Consider the following 17,460-nt stretch of genomic DNA (forward strand, 5'->3'; position numbering starts at 1 on the left):
TCAAATGGAGCAGTGAGATTCAAAGGCCCAAACACCAAGAAAAACGATGTCGAAAACCTGCCCCGAACCGCCCTTGTTACAGCACCGTCCCCCTGAATCTGGTGCCGAGGCACCGACCAATCTCACAGCCGAGATTTCGGCTGTGAGATTTTTGAAGCACTGAACCACAAAGAAATCGATGTCGAAGATCTGTCTCAAATCGGCCTTGCTTGCGCCGAAGCCACGCTCTGCAGCCACGTCCTGCGTGTGCCCAACAACTCTGGAGCAATGCAATGTCCACCGCCTGCTCGTCGGGCTCTTGCACGCCCTGCAGGAGCCTGATCGCCAGGCCCTGCCCGCCGCGCTCCTGGCCACGCTGGAGGAGTTCGCTGCGCCCTCTTACGACGAGCCTGGCCAATTGGTCGGCACGCCCCGCCGATTGCACTGATCCAACGTCACCCTCCGCACCACCATGCAGCTCGACAGCTACCTCGAAATCTTCACCACCATGTACGGGTGGGCCTTCGCCAACATCATCGGCGAGGTGATCACCGGCACTGGCCTGGTGATCGTGCCCTTCGCGGTCATCCTCTTCAACGCCTGGCGCGACGCCAAGGAGCAAGGCCTGGAGAGCGCTGGCGTGCTGCCGCTGCTGGAGAGCGTGGGCACGAAGATCATCGTCGCCCTGTTCGTGATGTCGCTGTGCTTCGCCACGACGCCCATCACGTCGCTCAGCTCCGTCAACCTGAGCTACTTGCCCGACGCGACCCCCCAGGAGCCCAACCCCACCATGGTCTCGCGCAACGGCGGCACGGGCTCGGGCTACGACGCGGCGATGAAGGATGCGTCGGACGGCACCATGAGCACGGCAGGCAACCTCTCCCAGGTGCCGGCCTGGTGGTTCTCCACCATGGCCATCTCCTCGGGCATCAACCGCGCCGTGCGCGCCGGCATTCGATCAGGCGACCGGCAGATCCGCATGGTCGAGGACATGGCCCGCAACGCGACCATCCAGGACCCGCGCGTGCTCAACGCCATCCAGCGCTTCTACAGCGAGTGCTTCATCCCGGCCCGAAGCCGCTACCTGGCCGCCGCCAGCGGCGCCCTGTCGCCGACGGGGCAAAGCATCGTGGCGGTGGACAACAAGGAGTACGGCCCCACGGACGTGGACTGGATCGGCAGCCAGCTGTTTCGCACGGAGCCGGGCTACTACGCCGACATGCGTTCCTACAACCCGGTGCCGGATTTCCCGGTGGATTTCTCCCGGGACATCGACTACTACAACCCGGCCAGCGGCATCGCCCCACCCCACTCCGGTGTGGTCAACCCCGAGTGGGGTCGGCCGACGTGCAAGCAGTGGTGGGAGGACGGCTCGCACGGGGTGCGCGAGAAGATGGTGGGCCACGCCGGCAGCTTCGGCAAACTCGTGGAGGTGGCAGGCACTGCCATGAACTGGAGCAGCATGGACCAGGCCAAGGATGCTTTTGCGCGCTTGGCGCAGAAGCGGGCCAACCCCCAGTTCGTGGACCCCGATCGCATCATGGGCACCGACTACGATACGGTGACCTCGTTCAGCCGGACCGTCGTGGGCGCGGCCACGGTACTCGGCGTGGGCTGGGAAGCCACCCTGGCCAGCCTGTCGATGCAGCCGCTCATCACGGGCCTGCCGATGATCCAGGCACTGGTGCTGATGGCAATCTACATGTTCCTGCCGCTGATCACCTTCCTGAGTGGCTACGACCTGCGCGTGCTGTTCTATGGGGCGGTGGCGATCTTCACCGTGAAACTCTGGGCCACCATGTGGTTCATCGCCCAGTGGATCGACGCCAGGCTCATCGACGCGATGTACCCCGGAGCGCAGGGCAACATCTTCGTGCAGGAAATCTCACAGCTTGCCGGGTCCATGGCCTCATCGGGTTACAAGCGGATGATCCTGAATATCCTGATGATTTGCCTTTTTGTAGGTTTGCCCATGGTCTGGACAATCATGATGGGATGGGTGGGAATAAATATTGGCACCCAGCTGAATGAAATGATGAAGAGTTCGGAAGGACTGGCTAAAAGTAGCGCAGGCAGCACTGCTGGCCCTGTTAAGGCAGTAGGAAAAACAATTACAAAACTATGAAATCACTTCCGCGGGCCGTAATATAACGGCCAGTCGGTATGTGCTGTATTCGTTATATCTGGCGTTCCAAAGCTATCAATGCAACCATCTGGTATGGAATCCTCTTTCCTTTCATCGAAATCCGGCGCAGTCGAAAGTATGAACAGGAAAATCTTTCCAATTACTGCCAAGGCGCCAAAAAGGAAAGCGCCGATCTTGAAGGCGTTCTTTGGCCGGGTGCTGGCCCTGAAGCTTCCTGCAGCAGCGGCTTCACGGGCCTGCGACTCCACTGAGCGAAGGAGCGGTTTGAATACCCGGAGAAACTCGACCAACGAGTCACGTACCCAAAGGGCCAGGATGACCGAAACGCGCAGCAGGAATTTGCCGCCATGAAAGAGCAGTCGCCAGAAATAGTGGTTCGTTTTTGTTTGCATGGCCTGAAGGCTCCCTTGTTATTTGTGCCAGCGATCATCGACAGGCGCTGTTGGCGTGTCAATGCTTTGCGAGCGCACGGCTTGTAACTTTCTGCTGAAACCCACATCCGTGCCGGTCTCAGCTAATGGGCGATCAGCGGCACGTCGATGCCGGAGGCAGTCACCAGGAATCCGGCCGCCGTCGCTTCGACGGCAATGGCAACTCCCAGAATCCCGTCGACCGGCCGCACGGCAATGCCCAGTTCCCTGCAACCGGCGGCATGCTCGGCCAGCAATTGCCGCATCTGCACTGGATTCAGGACCAACCGGACAGGCGGTGATTGCCCTGCCCGGGTTTGCCGGTAGATGGCGCTGACGATGGTTTCGAACAGGTAACCCATTCATTCTTTCTCCCATATTGCGATTGTGATCCATTGTCTTTGTATTGCACAATACAAATCAAGATCCGACTTCTCCAAGCCATGAGCCAGCCCTCCAACACGACGCCCACACAGCAGACTTACACGGAGTTGCAGCAGGCGTACAACCACTTCAACGAGACGCTCTTCGGCGGCACCCTGCCAGGCTGTCTCATTACGCTGCAGCGCGAAAAGCGCACGTGCGGGTACTTCTCGGCCCAGCGCTTCGCCAACCTGGACGGAGGCATGACGGACGAGATCGCCATGAATCCTGCCTATTTCGCCGTGGTGCCGGTGGTGGAGACGATGCAGACCCTCGTCCATGAGATGTGCCACCTGTGGCAATCGCACTTCGGAAAGCCAGGGCGTGGCCGATACCACAACGAGGAGTGGGCATCGAAGATGGAAGCCATCGGACTGATGCCCTCCTCCACCGGCCAGCCCGGTGGCAAGCGCACGGGCGACATGATGGCGGACTACGCCATCGAGGGCGGGCCGTTTCTCAAGGCCTGCGCCGAGTTACTCACCCGCTCATTCCGGATCAGTTGGTATGACCGCTTCCCTGCGCCCGAACACGTGCGCGCGGGTCAGGGCAGCATGGGCATGCACCTGGCCGCATCGGTGGGCGGCGGCAGCGTGCCGGCGCAGTCCATCGCCGTGATGGCCAGCTTGGTCAATCCAGCGGCCATTCCGGGCGAAGATGGTGAGTGGAATCCCAAGCCCGCAGCGAACAAATCGAACCGTGCCAAGTACGTTTGCCCGTGTGAGAAACAGGTGTGGGGCAAGCCTGGGTTGCTGCTAATTTGTGGCAGTTGCAGGAAAGATTTTGAAGCGCAGCGCTGACGGAGATTCAGCGGTTGGGTTCGTCAGACTGTGCAGCTATTGTCTTTAGAGTGGCTAACAAAACCTCTCGACGAAGCGCAGGCAGATAATGGAGCAGGCGAGCTTGAGCAAGGCCAGATGGGTGTCCAGCTGTCGTTCGAAACGGATGCGCAATTTGCCAAAGCCTGCAATCCAGGCATGCGTGCGCTCGACCACCAAGCGATGGCGCCCGAGCCGCTCACTGCTCTGGACGCCACGTCGTGCAATGCGCACTTGGATGCCACGCTCGCGTAGCGCCTTGCGGCACTTGTCGTAGTCGTAGCCCTTGTCTGCGTGCAGCTTGTCCGGTCGTCTCCTTGGCCTGCCTTGCAAACCTCCTACAGGTCGCACGGCGTCGATCACACTATCGAAGAACATCGAGTCGTGCCTATTGGCTGCGCTCACCAATATCGCCAGCGGCACGCCGCGAGCATCGGTCAGGACATGACGCTTGCTGCCGAGCTTGCCCCGGTCGGTCGGGTTGGGACCGGTCGCTTCGCCCCCCGGGGGCTTGCAACGCTCGCGCCATCGATGCTTGCGCGGCTCCAGTCGATTTGGTCGTACTGGCGCAGGCGATGGAGCAGCGCCTGATGCAGTCGATCCCAGACGCCTTCGTGTTGCCACTGCCGCAGACGTCGCCAGCAGGTCATGCCACTGCCCAAGCCGAGTTCTTTCGGCAGGTCTTCCCATGGGATGCCAGTCATCAGGACGAAGAGGATGCCGTTGAAGGCGGCGCGGTAGTCGCTCCGCGGCCGGCCTCCCTTGGGCGAGGGTTTCGGCTGTGGTACCAGTGGCTCGCATTCTTGCCAGAGTTTTTGGCTGATCAAGGCTCGTTCCATTTGCACGGTGACGCTGCTCAGTCTTGCAAGTTCCCGGTTTTGTTAACGACTCTTATCAATGAGGTAGCAAACCAAGCAAAGTCTTGGAGTCTAAAAGCGTAGCTGCCTCATACGATATGAATTGGGCGTGAGGGCAATGGGTTTCGATCCATGATCTGACTCGCGCCTCGTCTGCTTTAGGTGCTGATATTGCCACCACATTTTCCAAAGGAACGATTGGACCCACTGTAATGCCTTCGTTGCCAGGATTTCTATATGATCGCTCCACCTTATTATGTACGTTGTATTCCTTTTGTTTTGTCTGGCTAATTCCGAATGTAACTGGGAACTCGTCAAACCAACGTTGCATTGTGTAGCTTTGTGAGCTTAGTCCTTCCTCACTCGTATAAACGTTCCCCAAACCGGAATTACCTCCACTGACTGAAGTCTCCCCGTCATGTGAAGATATGTAACTTGCAAATTCTCCTGTCGCGACTTTGTCTCCTTTGCTGATTGCCAATGATGCAGACCAAATTGCTTGATTCTTTGCAAAGTTATCAATTGCCGCAGAGCCTGTTCCATGTACAAAGAGATCGTCTTTTTCCCAGTATCCATTGTTGATTAACTCGCGGGCTTCCTCGATCACCTCCCTGGTCACTAATGCTTGAGGAAATTTCAACCAATTTCTAGGACCATTGTAGATGGGTTGAGTATTATCATTATCCGCTCCCCAGCGGGAGGTCCGCTGGAGCATCGGTGGTAATGATTGGCGGCAAAAATATTCAATCTGAGAAATAAGATCTGATTGGGATTTCTTGCTTGCTTGGGGGCAAAAATGCGCCACGAAAGAATCAAAGCTGCGAGCTTTTTTAACCCACGAAGGGGCTTGCTCATCTTGGCTGTGCAGAAAGATGTTGTAAAGGTTTTCAACCAATGGGGTATATTCTCCATAAGACCGCCAGTTAGAATTCTTGGTTTTTTCAAAAAAATCATCGAGCCGATCTTGAAAATGTTTTTCAAGCTCATCGGTCGAAACGCCAGACTCGCTTGCAATCTGTTTGATTGATTTTTTTTCGACAATTTTCCTAGTATCTGGAGCGGTATCGAATGACCCGCTCAAGGCGTCTGCACGAGCTTTGTTTTTTCTCTCCAACGAAAGCAAGCGGTTTTTTTGAAAAATATTTTGAGCACGCTCAGTCTTCGATTCGGAGCCCTTGATGCAAGAAGAAAAGAGATCAATTATTTTTGAATTATGGTTATTGATCTGATTTGACTTCCTTAAAGATGCGCCATTGGAAGGTTTTTTATGCGTCAACCCTGAAGGGGGGTGGTTTGACTTGGATTTTGAAGGTGTTTTTGTGCCGACCACGTCTTGCGCATCGCGGCCGCTCGGATCGGAATCATGTCTAGGACTGGAAAAGCAAAAAAACTTGGAAACTACATTTTTCATGATAGGCAAATGAAGCGGTTCGAGGTGCGGCTTGCGAAGCGGGTAATAATTTGCTGCCGAATTTTTTGAGGGCGATTTTATTCTTCGACGCTGAAAAATTTTCGAGGGATGCTCGGATCCACCCAACATGAACGCGAAGACGTTTGCAAATATCCGAAGCAAATGGGAGTCTCTCAAAACCCCGATTCCAGCCAAACGACGCTCTTGTAAAACAACGAGCCAAGACGCTAAAACTTGCGTATTCGGAGGTTTTGAGAGGGCGGTCTCCTGCGATTCGCTGGTTGCGCTTGCTCTGGCAATTGCTCAAAGGCGGGCCCGGCCAGGCCTGCTGCATCGCATCCACGGAACCAAGCGCTCAGCATCTGGCTACTTGGCGTATCGCGCTAAGAGTCGCTAACAAAACCGGGAACTTGCAAGGCTGAGCAGCGTCACCGTGTAAATGAAACGAGCCTTGATCAGCCAAAAACTCAGACAAGAATATCTGCTTGCGCTTCGTCGAGAGGTTTTGTTAGCCACTCTCAATGGCTGCCAAGTTCAACATCAAAAAATCACTGTTTGCATAGCCGATCTTGGTTCAATCACTCGATTCCATGGAGTTCTTCCATCTGGTATAAAAATCAGTGTAGACGTCAGTATGTCCTGAATTTCGAGCGACAGCATAATAGTCTTCGAATGACTGATAGCTGGGACTTGGAACGCCTGTATATGCGTCGCTCGCCATATACCAAAGTGAAGGATTTCCGTAGCCCGCAGCCTCGATCTCAGGGCGTGCTTCGCTGTAATATCTGGACATCTCTTCAATGGTCCCATATTCAACACGCTCTTTATTATGCGCAGCCCTTGCAACACCTATTTTCCCTTGAGCAAATTCGACGTTGACTTGTTGAAAATCAGTCGCTCTGCCCAAATTGGTGAGTTCAATCAAGAGAGTATTTAGTCCGCCCTGAACAACCCGCAAGCCGTTGATCTGGTTCGCATTTTTTCTGATTGATGGGCGCGGGATTTGCAAGGTATGGTTTTGCCAGTACCTGTTTTCTTGCAAATTCCTCCGGAGATTCCATGGCCCCGAAGCCTTCGCTGCCGCAAACGGCCGAGCTGTTCCGTCCACGGCTGGACGAGCAGATCAACATGAAACACCCGCTGGTCAAGCTGGCCGCGTTGATCGACTGGGCCGAGATCGAGCGCACGTTCGCGGCCTCGTTCACATCCGGCCGTGGCCGGCCCGCCTTGCCCCCGCGCTTGGTGGCGGGGCTGCTGTACCTGCAGCACACCTTCGACGCCTCCGATGAGGCCGTGGTGAACACCTGGGTGGAGAACCCGTACTGGCAGTTCTTCTGTGGCGAGACCTACCTGCAGACCGAGTCGCCCATCGACCCGTCCAGCCTGACGCGCTGGAGAAAGCGCATTGGGGAAGAAGGCGTGGAGACGCTGCTGGCCGCCAGCATCGAGGCCGCCCGGCGTGGCGGCGTGATCCAGAAGGCCAGTGCGCAGCAGGTGATCGTGGACACCACCGTCATGCCCAAAGCCATTGCGCACCCCACCGACAGCCGCTTGCTGGACAAGAGCCGGCAGCACCTGGTCAAGGCCGCCGAAGAGCACGGGCTCAAGCTGCGCCAGAACTACAACCGGGTGGCCCCTCGCCTGGCCATGCAGATCGGGCGCTACGCACACGCCAAGCAGTTCAAGCGAATGAGGAAGGCCGTGCGCACGCTGCGCACCCGTGTCGCCCGCGTGCATCGTGAGGTCGCCCGCCAGTTGCACGGACTGCCAGAAACGGCCCGGGCCAAGGTGCAGGACCTGCTGCAGCGCACAGGTCGCATCCTGACCCAGGCACCCAAGGACAAGAACAAGCTGTACGCCCTGCACGCGCCCGAGGTGGAGTGCATCAGCAAGGGCAAAGCCAGGACACCCTACGAGTTCGGCGTGAAGGTCAGCATCGCCACCACGCTCAAGGAAGGCCTGGTGGTGGGCATGCGCTCCATGCCAGGCAACCCCTACGACGGCCACACGTTGGCCGAGACGCTGGAGCAGGTGGGCATCCTCACAGGCACGGACAGGCCGCCCGCCACGGCCATCGTGGACAAGGGCTACCGGGGCGTGGAGGTCGAAGGCGTGTGCATCCTGCGCGCGGGACAAAGACGCGGCGTCACCCGGACGCTGAAAGCCATGATCCGTCGACGCAGCGCCATCGAGCCGGCGACCGGGCACATGAAGATGGACGGGCGCCTCGCCCGCAATCCGCTCAAGGGCGCGCTGGGCGATGCGCTGCATGCGGTGATGTGCGGCGCCGGGCACAACCTGCGTCTGATCCTGGCCGCGCTGCGGCTTCTGTGCGCCCGATTCGGGCTGTCCATGCAGGCGGTCATTGCTGCAATGATCCCCGTAGCGCATGGACTCCGATCTGCCTGCGGCTGAAAACGGGATTGTTCAGGGCGGACTATTTAACAGTTGGTGATGATTGCCGTCGATATCGCTCGCAGTCGATTCAGTCAGCAAAATGGTTCTGTCGCTGACCCGCGTTGCTGCGTGACCATAGGAGTGTCCTGTTTCATCGTCGGCAACGATGTGGATGGTGGCTCCTCCTTCGCGAGCAACGGTGTCTAAGCGGTCGCGCAAGGTGGCAGAATTCAAATAAATATCTTTCACCAAGCCAAGAGCGCGTGCGATACGCTGATCACCACTTGGGTTGTTAATGGAGGAAAGTACCGAACCCCAATGTCCGGCGCCCCGACTAGTTCCCTCCACATTTGTGGACTGCGATCTTCCTCGCAATCCCGCAAGTGGTCCGTCCGCAGTCAATTGCCTGCGTGCCCTCTGGTCGTTTGAGGCTTTGCTGGGCGCAGATGATGAACGTGAGCTGGTCGAGGGACTGGGAGAGTAGACAAGTGTCGGTTTTGAATTGCAAAGGCCCATAGAATTCGATTTAGAATTTTCAGATCTGTTGTGCTTGTCATCTAAATTTCAATGACGATGGCATCAAGAGTGAACATAATCCCTTAATTGCCCACGCAAGATCATTGATTGCCGAATAAATTCGGCTAAAAACGAAGTTTCTATCCAAGAGCTCGCTGAATATTACTGCGCATCGTCAGGGCAATATTGCCAAGGTTCAAATCCATGGAGGAAAAAAAAGTCGCTAAACACCAAGTCCACGTGTGGTCGCCTCACTCCACGGCAGCCTCTCCACGGACAAGCGATGAGTGATTACCTCTTCCAGTTGTCGCGCCTTTGGCTGTAAATGCGACCACCGCTCCGCTTCGGACGCCATGTCGGAAACGGAGAGCTGCTGGGTCAATCTGATTCCCGCACTGCCCAATCCCCTGGCAAATCGCCAAAAGCTGCACGCGCTGTAAAGCTCTTTCACCACGGTGATTGGCAGATCATAGGTCCGGGCCAAAAATAGCAGCAAAGCGGTGCCATAGCCTTGCCGGCGATGTGCGCTCAGCATCTCCACTTCGTAGATGTAGACCCGATCATTGAGTGGGGACACTGCGTAGCAAGCCCTTCCCACCGGGGTTCCGGCCTCATTTCTGATGACCACCTTCACGTCTGGATTGGGTGATGTGAAAGTCATGTAGTAGTTGCGCGTGACATCCACAGTGATTTTGGGGGCGTGTGCCAGCCGACGCTGCACAAGCCATCGAGAAAGAAAATTACTCACGGTACCTCCCTGTTTGAAATCTTTTTTGCGTCAGGTGGCGGCCAATCAAGCAGTCCGCGTGCGCTCCGAATCCAGGATGACTCGGGGGGTGCGATCAACCGCGCACGAGCCGATTCACTGCGTGACCGGACAGGCCTCGGCTGGGCCCTGCAGTCAGGGAATCTGCTTCCCCAGCAGTTAGCTGAACTCGGCAGCCAGGCTCTCGGTCTCCAGGACGATGGGTAAAGGCGTGTGATCGGCATCGAACTGCCCTTGTCTCCAGCCCAGCATCAGCGTGGCTTCGCCCGAGAAAAACACCGGCGGAAGGTCTGCAGCCGAATGCCGCAATCCCAGCGCATATGCCATCCACCAGGCACGACTCTCCTGCGCATTTCCCTGATCAGGATCGAAAGACTGCATGACGCGCGCATTGGCCAATACGCAGCGCGCATCGAGGGCTTGTTCGAGAAGGCTTTTCATCTTTTCGCTTCCGATCGATCAACCACGCACTAGCCGATTCACCGCGTGACCGGACAGGCACAGCAGCGCGAACGCGCCCAGTTTCGTGTACCACTCGGCCCACCACACGCTGAACAACTCCCGCGGCACAAAGTCAGGAACGGCCCCGTAGGCCCAATGGTTGATGGCGGGAAACCATGCACACGCCATCAGGCCCAGGAACAGCGGCCAGGTGTTTCCGATTCCCAGGATCGAGTCGGTGTCAAAGCAGTGGATGACGAATCCCGCGAGCAGCGTTACTACGAACGTGTAGCCCGTGACCCGTATGGCGGTGGCCATGTCCAAGCCGGTCGCACCAGCGATGGCAGCGATGCTCGCCATGCTCAGGACCATCCATTTCCCCTCGTTGTTTTCGTAAGCGTTCGCCATATGACCTCCCAGTCATTGATTTTTCGATTGCCATGAGAACCGGTGGCTGTCAAGCCGAAACCGTGCGCCACGTGCCGGATGGTTTCCGGCTGACGTCCGGCCCTTGCGCACCTACATTGCTGCCGATGTCCAAGAACCATGCTTCCGATGCCGCTCGCCTGGCGAGCCACGCCGGCGTCTCTCCTGCCCACCAAATCGAAACCCGCGTGCTTTGGTCCGCTGGCCAGGGTCAGGTCTGCAATGCCGGCGTGTTCGTTTTCGCCCTGCTCTTTTTTTGGCTGGTCCTGCCGGTAGGCTGGGCGCTGTATCGGTATTTGCGAACGGCGAATCACCATTACGTGCTGACCGACCAGCGGTTGCTGGAACACTCGGGAATAATCGTCAAGAAAATCGAAGCGCTCGAACTCTACCGGGTCAAGGACTTGTCCGTCTCGGGTAATTTGTTGCAAACCGTTTTCGGCCGCGGGCAAATCATCTTGCTCACCACGGACAGCACCAATCCCACACTGATAATCGATGCCGTGCCAGATGCAGCCGGTGTTTCAAAAATGCTACGCGATGCGGTGGAAAGTTGTCGTGCGGCGAAGGGCGTCCGTGCATTCGATTATTAAAAAATCTATGCATCAACGCATGAAATCCTTTGAAATCATCCGGCAGAAAATCATCGCCGAGCAAAAAACCGCATTGTTGCGTGCGCTCACGATCGCGAGCGCCATATTGGCCGGCGCTGGTGTGGGCCTGCTTTGGGACGACGCATCGTCGTTCCATGGCCTGGTTCGCGTCGGCGGACTGGGCTCCTTGGCCGGCAGCGTGGCACTCCTACTGACCCATCCCAAAACGAAATGAGGAAATCATCGATGTCCCAGATCCATCGCTCGAAGTTGCGCGCCCTGCTCATGCGCGCAACCGTGCTGGCCAGCCTGTCCATGACGGTCGGCGCGCAGCCGGTCCCACCCAGTCTCAAGGCCACGATCGAGCAGAACACGGCGGGCAAAGTCCGGGTGGAGCAGATCACGGTCTCCCCCATTCCCGGCATCTACCAGGTCGTCTCCGAAGGCGAGATCTTCTACACCGACGCCTCTGGCCGCTTCGGCTTCGTTGGCGGTGCCATGGTGGACATGAAGACTCAGCAGGACCTCACCGCGCCGCAGCTCGAAAAGCTCAACAGCGTCCCCTTCGCCAGCTTGCCCCTCAAGCACGCGATCAAAGAGGTGCATGGCAACGGCAAACGGCAGGTGGCCGTGTTCGAAGATCCGCAGTGCCCGATCTGCCGGGTCTTCACCAAGTTCGTGGACCAGCTCGACGACGTGACCGTCTATCGGTTCATGTTCCCCGTCATCAGCCCGGAATCTGCGCAGTTCGCGCGCGCTGCCTGGTGTTCGCCCAACCGTGCGGAGGCTTGGCAGCAGGTGATGGCTGGCCGACGCCTTCAGGGCCGTGAGGACTGTGACACCAGCGGCCTGGTGGAGATCCTGAAGTTCGGCGAGCGGCACCGTATCCAGAACACACCCACGGTGATCCTGGGCAATGGAAAGCGCCTGGTGGGGGCCACGCCGCCCGAGCAGTTCATCGCCGAACTGGACGCCAGCACGAACATCAAATGAATCATCACACCCAGAGGGAAGGAACTATGAAGGTATCGAACAGGAAGAGAGTGATCGCATCCGGCCTGGTGGCCACCGCGCTGTGCATCGCCGCCGGCGCCACGGGTGCGCAGGAACGGGGGAATATCAAGTTTCCCGCCGAGTTGAAGTGGAAATTGATGCCTCTGGTGACCTTCAATTCACGGCAATACATCAGCGGTAATCCAGAGGAAAAAAGGCTTCTGGAGCCGATCTGGAAAGAGAACATCGATTCCACGCCGTTGAACCTCAGTCGCAACGACGGCAGCAGGCTGGGCAGCTTCATCCTCTATCAGACGCATGAGAATAAGGAGAACAGGTATATCTTCACCATGTTCAGTGCCTTCGAGTCCAAATGCGAGCCACCTCCAAACGGGCCATTTGCACAAAAAGGCTATGTACCACCGATGTACAGCATTTGCCCCATGCGCGTGATCGTGGAAGATAAATCCACCGGACGCAGGAAGCAAAAGGATTTTCCGAATTACTGCCACCTGTCCATAGACGACGAAAATACGCCGCTCGCGCAGAATCACACAGAATTCGCGTTCGACGACAAGACTGACAGCGCCTACTTTCGGGTGATCCAGTACGGCAAGCGTGTGCCTGAATGTGATCGTGCGTTGCACCTCGGATGACGGTGGAAGCAAACCATGCAACGCACCTTCTTCGCGCTTTGCTCGGCGCTACTGTTGGGCTGGCTGGCGCTGCTGGCCACGCATATGCCTGCTTCGGCTCAGCAACGCCTGGTGACCAACGACCGCGTGACCGCCGATCAGGTGGCTCAAGCGATCGCCAACTCACCTAATGCCAGCCAATGGCTGCGTGCGAATGCGAACGCCGTGGGCAACCTGGCCATCAACGTCGAGAGCGGCGGATACCTCTCGGTCTACAACGGTTCATGCTGCTATGGCGTGCTGCAGATGAACAACGAGAACATCCGGCAGGCAACTGACGTGACGCCCGCGGAGTTCAGAACATGGAGCCTGCAGCGCCAGGTCGATGCCTGGTCGCGAGTCATGTCGCAGGCGCTGCAGGCCAATCCGGCTCAGGCCCTGGCGGCTCTGGGTACGTTCGACGGCCGGCGTGTCGACGCGAACATGATCCTGGCCTGCGTACAACTGGGCATCGGCAACTGCCAACGCATGATCGCCTCGGGGCGCTGCTCGGGCTTTGCCGACTCCAATGGCACGACGATCTGCGGCATGGCTGATCGCATCGCCGGCAACGCGCCCTCTCCCACCACGCCTGGCACCACCGCGCCTTCCACGCCGATTTCTGGCGGGAGCGGCATCGCATTCAACAACGGCTGCATCCGTGGGTCCGACGGCCAGTGCGTGCCCGTCACCGAGGCGCTGCGCATCGGCTTCGAGCAAGGCTCGGGCGTGTCCATGGCACGCATGCGCTCCATCATCCAGATGCTGCTGGTGGCCATCACGCTGCTCGTCGTCTCCAGCGCCATGGTGGGCGTGTGGCAGCAGTACGCCCGTGGCGTCATCGCCAAGGCCACGATGATGGAGTACATGCAAAAAGGCTGCGTCATCGTGATGATCGTCTTTGCCGTGATGACGATTTTTTGATTCAGGAGATCATGCGATGGAGAAAAAAGTGACCGACGAAATCATCGACAGCGCCGTGCAAGGTGTCGCAGGCTCCGCAGGCACGGTCCTTGGCTCACTTCTATGGTTCGCTCAGAAGTTGTCGTTCGTTGGGGCCTTGGTGTCGGCAGCTGGATTTGCGTGCGCTGTGCTCATGGGGGCGGAGCAGCTGTTCACATGGTTTTACTGGCTGATCGGCTGCTCGATCACGGCGTTGGCGCTCGGCATCTTGACCCGACAGCGGTGATGCGGCTCTGCCAAGCGGTTGCCGTTCGTAGAGGATTCCGAGGGGATGGTGCCGCTCGATGACTCCTCGCAAGTAGCCCATGGACGTCCTGGCATAGATGGTGGTGGTCTGCAGGCAGGCATGTCCCAGCAGCATCTGGATCACGCGCAGATTGGCGCTGGCTTGGTACAGGTGCGTGGCGAAGGCATGTCGCAGTGTGTGGGCCGTCACCATCGGCAGGCCTGCGGCATCGGCGTGTCGGCGGACCATGCGCTGCAGCACACAGTAATCCAGAGAGCCAGAGGCGCTCGCATGAACGAACAGTGCCTGGACTGGGTGCTGGCCAGCTTGAAGCAGCGCGGGGCGCGCTTCGCACATGTAGCGCTCTAACCAGTGCGCGGAGTGCTCCCCGAATATCACGAGCCGCTCCTTGCCCCCTTTGCCCATCACCTGGGCCGCACGGGTGCGCAGGCACAGTTGATGCGGCCGCAGACTCAGTAGTTCTGCGGCACGCAGGCCGGATGAGTACAGCAGTTCCAGGATCGCACGGTCGCGCAAGCCCAGGGCGAACCGGGTGTCCGGTTGCTCCAGAAGCCGGCGCACCGTGCGTTCGCAGGGAACATACCCCAGGCCTTGCTGGTGGAGTCGGCGTCGCGGTGGCGAGATGAATTGCCAGGGGTCGTACTCCACCATGCTCTCACCTGCCAGCCAGGCGTAGAACCTGCGCAGCACCCAGGTCTTCTTGTCCACGGTGGATTGGGCGTGCCTGCGCAATTGCTCGTCCAGCCAAAGTCGCAGGTGCGAAGCGGAGACGTCCAGCCGCGTGATGCCGAATCGGTTTCGCAGCCAACGCTGCCACTCCCCGAGTGCATAGTTGACTACCTGCAGGGTGCCTCGCGCATACCCACATTCGTGCTTCAAAAAGTCCTGGAAGCGCTCTTCAACGAACAGCTTCGGTCGTGCCCCGCTCATGACAGGCCACCCCATAAGCGTGATTCCTGAGCGTCGGCAATTCCAATCAATGCGGCAGCATCCGCAGGCCCCATCGAGGCTGCGACGACTTTCTTGCAAAGGGCGCTCGGAAGATGTTCCTGCGAGTTTCCACGCATGGGAGGAAGGCTGCGAGCGCGCGCGATCCATCCGCCGGCGAATCCGGCCTGAATCTTGAAATCCATGGGGGTCCCTAAATCGCGCCGTGGGCGCGCAGGTCTTTGATGGCTTGGTCTGTCAGACCGGCTTCACGCAGTAATGCGTCGGTGTGCTGGCCTACCGCGGGGATCGGCTCCATGCTGGCTTGCCAGCGGTTGCTTCGCCCTGGAGGCAGCAAAGCAGGCAGCGGACCAACTGGCGAGTCCACTTTGCGCCAGCGCTCGCGTGCTTTCAGTTGGGGGTGGGCCCACAGCTGTGCCATGTCATTCATGCAGGCATTGGCAATTTGCGCTTTTTCGAGTCGCGCCACCACTTCGTCAGTGGTCAACTTCTCGAAGACGTTCAGAATCAGCTGCCGAAGCTCATCCCGGTGCGCATTGCGTTGCGTGCTGTTGGCGAAACGTGGCGCCTGAGCGAGCGCGGGTTCACGCAAGACAACGGTGCAGAAACTTTCCCATTCCCGCTCGTTTTGCACGCCCAGCATGACCTTGCCACCATCGCCGGCGGCAAATGGTCCATAGGGGTAGATCGTTGCGTGGGAAGCGGCGCTGCGCTCCGGGGGCGGTGCCCCCTCGAAGGCGTAGTACATCGGAAAGCCCATCCACTCCACCAGAGACTCAAGCATGGAGACATCGATGTGGGCACCCTCCCCTGTCTTCTCGCGCCGTAGCAGCGCCGCAAGGATATTGGTATATGCATACATGCCCGCAGCGATGTCGGCAATCGAGTTGCCGGTCTTGCAAGGCGACTCCTCGGTACCCGTTATCGAAAGCAGGCCCGCTTCGCTCTGAATCAGCAAGTCATAGGCCTTCTTGTCCCGGTATGGCCCGTCGTCACCGTATCCGGAGATGTCGCAGACCACCAGGCGGGGATTGGTGTGGGAAAGGCTGGCGTAATCCAAGCCCATGCGGGCCGTGGCGCTGGGCGCAAGGTTCTGCACGAACACGTCCGCCTTCTCGATCAGTCGCCTGAGCACGTCCAGCGCCCGTGGCTGCTTCAGATCCAGCGTCAGGCTCTTCTTCGATCGGTTTGTCCACACGAAGTGCGATGACATGCCCCTCACCCGCTGGTCGTACTCGCGCGCGAAATCCCCAGTCTCTGGGCGCTCTACTTTGATGATGCGCGCGCCCAAATCCGCCAGCTGACGGGTACAAAAAGGCGCTGCGATCGCATGCTCCAGAGAGACAACGGTAATGCCTTCGAGAGGTCGGGTCATCGCGCGCCTCCTCAGTCCACTTCTGCGCGCGAAGCTTTGACGATCTTTTCCCACTTGGCCAGGTCGCTGCGCAGCTGGGCCGCAAACTGATCGGGGGATGTTGGTGCGGCGATCTCCACGCCCTGCTGGTCCAGCTTCTCGCGCAGATCCTGCGCTGCCATGGTTTTTCGCATGCCATCCTGTAGCGTGCGCACCACCGCTGGTGCTACCCCAGCCGGGGCAAACAAGCCGATCCACAGCGTACCTTCGTAGCCTGGCACCGCTTCGGCAATCGCCGGCACGTCGGGCAGTACAGGCGTGCGCTTGGCGCCGCTCACAGCCAAGGCGCGCAGCCGGCCTGCCTTGATGTGTGCCAGCGATGATGGCAAGCTGGCGAACACGATGGGCAGCTGTCCTCCCAATACGTCGTTCAGCGCTGGTGCAATGCCTTTGTAGGGAACATGTTGCAGCGAAACTCCTGCCATCTCATTCAGCATCTCGCCCAGCAGGTGATTGAGCGTGCCGTTGCCAGCCGAGGCGTATTGGTACTGGGCGTCCTTGCGCCGAGCAAGGGACAGGAAGTCGCCGAAGGTCTTGGCAGCGAATGATGGATTGACCAGCAGAACGTTGGGCACGTTGCCAATCATGGCGACAGGAACGAAATCCTTCACAGGGTCGAATCCTGGATTTCGATAAAGCGCAGGGTTGATCGCCTGGCTGCTGCTGATCGTGACAAGCAGCGTGTACCCGTCCTTCGGACCTCGCGCTACGTATTGGGTCCCGATGTTGCCGCCGGCGCCAGGCCGGTTGTCGACAATGGCTCCGGTGCCCAGTACCTCCCCCAGTTTGTGGGCGACCACCCGGCCAACGATGTCGTTGGTGCCGCCTACCGTTTGCGGCACTACCAGCGTGAGCGGGCGCGTGGGATACGCCGCCTGGGCCTGCGCGAGCGTGGCGCCGAGTCCCAAGGTTCCAATCAGCAGCGTTGCTGCAAAAAATTTCAATCTCATAGTTCTACTCCCTTTATTACCCGGCTTACGATTCGGGCTGGGGGTGAATTCTGCAGAGATTCGCGCGCTACACAATTTGCGATTTCAG

22 protein-coding genes are annotated in these 17,460 nt (G+C 58.5%); 9 read left to right on the forward strand and 13 right to left on the reverse strand.

Going from position 1 to position 17,460, the window contains the following annotated elements; translation table 11 throughout:
• The first annotated feature begins 178 nt into the window (after positions 1-178).
• Together M5C98_RS11205 and M5C98_RS11210 are read left to right on the forward strand one after the other, a co-directional pair.
• Complete coding sequence (locus tag M5C98_RS11205) at positions 179-427, forward strand: hypothetical protein (RefSeq protein WP_272552801.1); 249 nt, start codon at positions 179-181, stop codon at positions 425-427.
• Positions 428-451: 24 nt separating this feature from the next.
• Entirely contained in the window at positions 452-2,104 is a 1,653-nt protein-coding gene (locus M5C98_RS11210; protein WP_272552803.1) for a conjugal transfer protein TraG N-terminal domain-containing protein, read from the forward strand.
• 2 nt (positions 2,105-2,106) lie between these two features.
• Here the strand turns inward: M5C98_RS11210 and M5C98_RS11215 are convergent, their stop codons facing one another.
• On the reverse strand, positions 2,107-2,517 hold the full coding sequence (locus M5C98_RS11215; protein WP_272552805.1) for a hypothetical protein: 411 nt from the start codon (positions 2,515-2,517) through the stop codon (positions 2,107-2,109).
• Positions 2,518-2,639: 122 nt separating this feature from the next.
• A complete protein-coding gene (locus tag M5C98_RS11220; RefSeq protein ID WP_272552807.1) occupies positions 2,640-2,897 on the reverse strand; it encodes a hypothetical protein in 258 nt (85 codons plus the stop codon).
• Positions 2,898-2,978: 81 nt separating this feature from the next.
• Here M5C98_RS11220 and M5C98_RS11225 point away from each other — a divergent pair, with 81 nt between their 5' ends.
• Positions 2,979-3,758: a SprT-like domain-containing protein gene (locus M5C98_RS11225; protein ID WP_272552808.1), complete on the forward strand. Its 780-nt coding sequence runs from the start codon at positions 2,979-2,981 to the stop codon at positions 3,756-3,758.
• 54 nt (positions 3,759-3,812) lie between these two features.
• Here M5C98_RS11225 and M5C98_RS11230 read toward each other — a convergent pair.
• The 3 genes from M5C98_RS11230 to M5C98_RS11240 all read right to left on the reverse strand — a co-directional run bounded on the left by M5C98_RS11230 (position 3,813) and on the right by M5C98_RS11240 (position 7,053).
• Positions 3,813-4,615, reverse strand: a protein-coding gene (locus M5C98_RS11230) for an IS5 family transposase (RefSeq protein WP_272552809.1) whose coding sequence is annotated in 2 segments (ribosomal slippage) — positions 3,813-4,288 and positions 4,288-4,615 — 804 coding nt in all. Because the reading frame shifts where the segments join, the coding sequence is not laid out codon by codon here.
• Positions 4,616-4,670: 55 nt separating this feature from the next.
• Positions 4,671-6,044 carry a hypothetical protein gene (locus tag M5C98_RS11235; protein WP_272552810.1) on the reverse strand — a complete coding sequence of 458 codons (1,374 nt, stop codon included), beginning with the start codon at positions 6,042-6,044 and terminating at the stop codon, positions 4,671-4,673.
• Positions 6,045-6,618: 574 nt separating this feature from the next.
• Positions 6,619-7,053, reverse strand: a complete 435-nt coding sequence (locus tag M5C98_RS11240; protein ID WP_272552812.1) for a hypothetical protein — start codon at positions 7,051-7,053, stop codon at positions 6,619-6,621.
• A gap of 50 nt (positions 7,054-7,103) precedes the next feature.
• On the opposite strand from M5C98_RS11240, the gene M5C98_RS11245 reads away from it, so the two are divergent.
• Positions 7,104-8,459, forward strand: coding sequence for an IS5 family transposase (locus tag M5C98_RS11245; RefSeq protein ID WP_272552814.1), 1,356 nt, complete (start codon positions 7,104-7,106; stop codon positions 8,457-8,459).
• 12 nt (positions 8,460-8,471) lie between these two features.
• Here the strand turns inward: M5C98_RS11245 and M5C98_RS11250 are convergent, their stop codons facing one another.
• The 4 genes from M5C98_RS11250 to M5C98_RS11265 form a co-directional block, all read right to left on the reverse strand.
• A complete protein-coding gene (locus tag M5C98_RS11250; RefSeq protein ID WP_272552815.1) occupies positions 8,472-8,693 on the reverse strand; it encodes a hypothetical protein in 222 nt (73 codons plus the stop codon).
• 487 nt (positions 8,694-9,180) lie between these two features.
• Entirely contained in the window at positions 9,181-9,705 is a 525-nt protein-coding gene (locus M5C98_RS11255) for a GNAT family N-acetyltransferase (RefSeq protein WP_272552817.1), read from the reverse strand.
• Between the two features lie 177 nt (positions 9,706-9,882).
• Positions 9,883-10,164: a hypothetical protein gene (locus M5C98_RS11260; protein ID WP_272552818.1), complete on the reverse strand. Its 282-nt coding sequence runs from the start codon at positions 10,162-10,164 to the stop codon at positions 9,883-9,885.
• Between the two features lie 18 nt (positions 10,165-10,182).
• A complete protein-coding gene (locus tag M5C98_RS11265) occupies positions 10,183-10,572 on the reverse strand; it encodes a hypothetical protein (protein WP_272552819.1) in 390 nt (129 codons plus the stop codon).
• A 125-nt stretch (positions 10,573-10,697) separates the two neighbouring features.
• On the opposite strand from M5C98_RS11265, the gene M5C98_RS11270 reads away from it, so the two are divergent.
• From M5C98_RS11270 to M5C98_RS11290, 5 genes are read left to right on the forward strand one after another with little or no spacing between them, the layout of a single operon-like run.
• Positions 10,698-11,183, forward strand: coding sequence for a PH domain-containing protein (locus tag M5C98_RS11270; protein WP_272552821.1), 486 nt, complete (start codon positions 10,698-10,700; stop codon positions 11,181-11,183).
• Positions 11,184-11,202: 19 nt separating this feature from the next.
• Positions 11,203-11,418 (forward strand): hypothetical protein, encoded by a 216-nt coding sequence (locus M5C98_RS11275; protein ID WP_272552823.1) that lies wholly within the window; start codon positions 11,203-11,205, stop codon positions 11,416-11,418.
• A gap of 11 nt (positions 11,419-11,429) precedes the next feature.
• A complete protein-coding gene (locus tag M5C98_RS11280) occupies positions 11,430-12,176 on the forward strand; it encodes a DsbC family protein (protein WP_272552824.1) in 747 nt (248 codons plus the stop codon).
• A 26-nt stretch (positions 12,177-12,202) separates the two neighbouring features.
• Complete coding sequence (locus M5C98_RS11285) at positions 12,203-12,832, forward strand: hypothetical protein (RefSeq protein ID WP_092746101.1); 630 nt, start codon at positions 12,203-12,205, stop codon at positions 12,830-12,832.
• A gap of 15 nt (positions 12,833-12,847) precedes the next feature.
• The gene (locus M5C98_RS11290) at positions 12,848-13,774 is read left to right on the forward strand and encodes a hypothetical protein (RefSeq protein WP_272552825.1); all 927 of its coding nucleotides are present in this window, start codon (positions 12,848-12,850) and stop codon (positions 13,772-13,774) included.
• Positions 13,775-13,874: 100 nt separating this feature from the next.
• Here M5C98_RS11290 and M5C98_RS11295 read toward each other — a convergent pair whose 3' ends face one another.
• From M5C98_RS11295 to M5C98_RS11310, 4 genes are read right to left on the reverse strand one after another with little or no spacing between them, the layout of a single operon-like run.
• A complete protein-coding gene (locus M5C98_RS11295) occupies positions 13,875-15,005 on the reverse strand; it encodes a tyrosine-type recombinase/integrase (protein ID WP_272552826.1) in 1,131 nt (376 codons plus the stop codon).
• Positions 14,987-15,193 (reverse strand): hypothetical protein, encoded by a 207-nt coding sequence (locus M5C98_RS11300; protein WP_272552828.1) that lies wholly within the window; start codon positions 15,191-15,193, stop codon positions 14,987-14,989. Before M5C98_RS11300 ends, M5C98_RS11295 begins: the two co-directional genes overlap by 19 nt.
• Before the next feature lie 8 nt (positions 15,194-15,201).
• Positions 15,202-16,383 (reverse strand): CaiB/BaiF CoA transferase family protein, encoded by a 1,182-nt coding sequence (locus tag M5C98_RS11305; RefSeq protein ID WP_272552829.1) that lies wholly within the window; start codon positions 16,381-16,383, stop codon positions 15,202-15,204.
• Positions 16,384-16,394: 11 nt separating this feature from the next.
• Positions 16,395-17,372: a tripartite tricarboxylate transporter substrate binding protein gene (locus M5C98_RS11310; RefSeq protein WP_272552831.1), complete on the reverse strand. Its 978-nt coding sequence runs from the start codon at positions 17,370-17,372 to the stop codon at positions 16,395-16,397.
• Between the last annotated feature and the right edge of the window lie 88 nt (positions 17,373-17,460).

Source organism: Acidovorax sp. NCPPB 3576 (assembly GCF_028473605.1).
Taxonomy (GTDB): Bacteria; Pseudomonadota; Gammaproteobacteria; order Burkholderiales; family Burkholderiaceae_C; genus Paracidovorax.

What these genes read in the sequence shown, in the direction of transcription:
- M5C98_RS11205 (WP_272552801.1), top strand. Translation starts at nt 179, where the DNA reads ATGTCGAAGATCTGTCTCAAATCGGCCTTGCTTGCGCCGAAGCCACGC.
- M5C98_RS11210 (WP_272552803.1), top strand. Translation starts at nt 452, where the DNA reads ATGCAGCTCGACAGCTACCTCGAAATCTTCACCACCATGTACGGGTGG.
- M5C98_RS11215 (WP_272552805.1), bottom strand. Translation starts at nt 2,517, where the DNA reads ATGCAAACAAAAACGAACCACTATTTCTGGCGACTGCTCTTTCATGGC.
- M5C98_RS11220 (WP_272552807.1), bottom strand. Translation starts at nt 2,897, where the DNA reads ATGGGTTACCTGTTCGAAACCATCGTCAGCGCCATCTACCGGCAAACC.
- M5C98_RS11225 (WP_272552808.1), top strand. Translation starts at nt 2,979, where the DNA reads ATGAGCCAGCCCTCCAACACGACGCCCACACAGCAGACTTACACGGAG.
- M5C98_RS11235 (WP_272552810.1), bottom strand. Translation starts at nt 6,044, where the DNA reads ATGAAAAATGTAGTTTCCAAGTTTTTTTGCTTTTCCAGTCCTAGACAT.
- M5C98_RS11245 (WP_272552814.1), top strand. Translation starts at nt 7,104, where the DNA reads ATGGCCCCGAAGCCTTCGCTGCCGCAAACGGCCGAGCTGTTCCGTCCA.
- M5C98_RS11260 (WP_272552818.1), bottom strand. Translation starts at nt 10,164, where the DNA reads ATGAAAAGCCTTCTCGAACAAGCCCTCGATGCGCGCTGCGTATTGGCC.
- M5C98_RS11265 (WP_272552819.1), bottom strand. Translation starts at nt 10,572, where the DNA reads ATGGCGAACGCTTACGAAAACAACGAGGGGAAATGGATGGTCCTGAGC.
- M5C98_RS11270 (WP_272552821.1), top strand. Translation starts at nt 10,698, where the DNA reads ATGTCCAAGAACCATGCTTCCGATGCCGCTCGCCTGGCGAGCCACGCC.
- M5C98_RS11275 (WP_272552823.1), top strand. Translation starts at nt 11,203, where the DNA reads ATGAAATCCTTTGAAATCATCCGGCAGAAAATCATCGCCGAGCAAAAA.
- M5C98_RS11280 (WP_272552824.1), top strand. Translation starts at nt 11,430, where the DNA reads ATGTCCCAGATCCATCGCTCGAAGTTGCGCGCCCTGCTCATGCGCGCA.
- M5C98_RS11285 (WP_092746101.1), top strand. Translation starts at nt 12,203, where the DNA reads ATGAAGGTATCGAACAGGAAGAGAGTGATCGCATCCGGCCTGGTGGCC.
- M5C98_RS11290 (WP_272552825.1), top strand. Translation starts at nt 12,848, where the DNA reads ATGCAACGCACCTTCTTCGCGCTTTGCTCGGCGCTACTGTTGGGCTGG.
- M5C98_RS11295 (WP_272552826.1), bottom strand. Translation starts at nt 15,005, where the DNA reads ATGGGGTGGCCTGTCATGAGCGGGGCACGACCGAAGCTGTTCGTTGAA.
- M5C98_RS11300 (WP_272552828.1), bottom strand. Translation starts at nt 15,193, where the DNA reads ATGGATTTCAAGATTCAGGCCGGATTCGCCGGCGGATGGATCGCGCGC.
- M5C98_RS11305 (WP_272552829.1), bottom strand. Translation starts at nt 16,383, where the DNA reads ATGACCCGACCTCTCGAAGGCATTACCGTTGTCTCTCTGGAGCATGCG.
- M5C98_RS11310 (WP_272552831.1), bottom strand. Translation starts at nt 17,372, where the DNA reads ATGAGATTGAAATTTTTTGCAGCAACGCTGCTGATTGGAACCTTGGGA.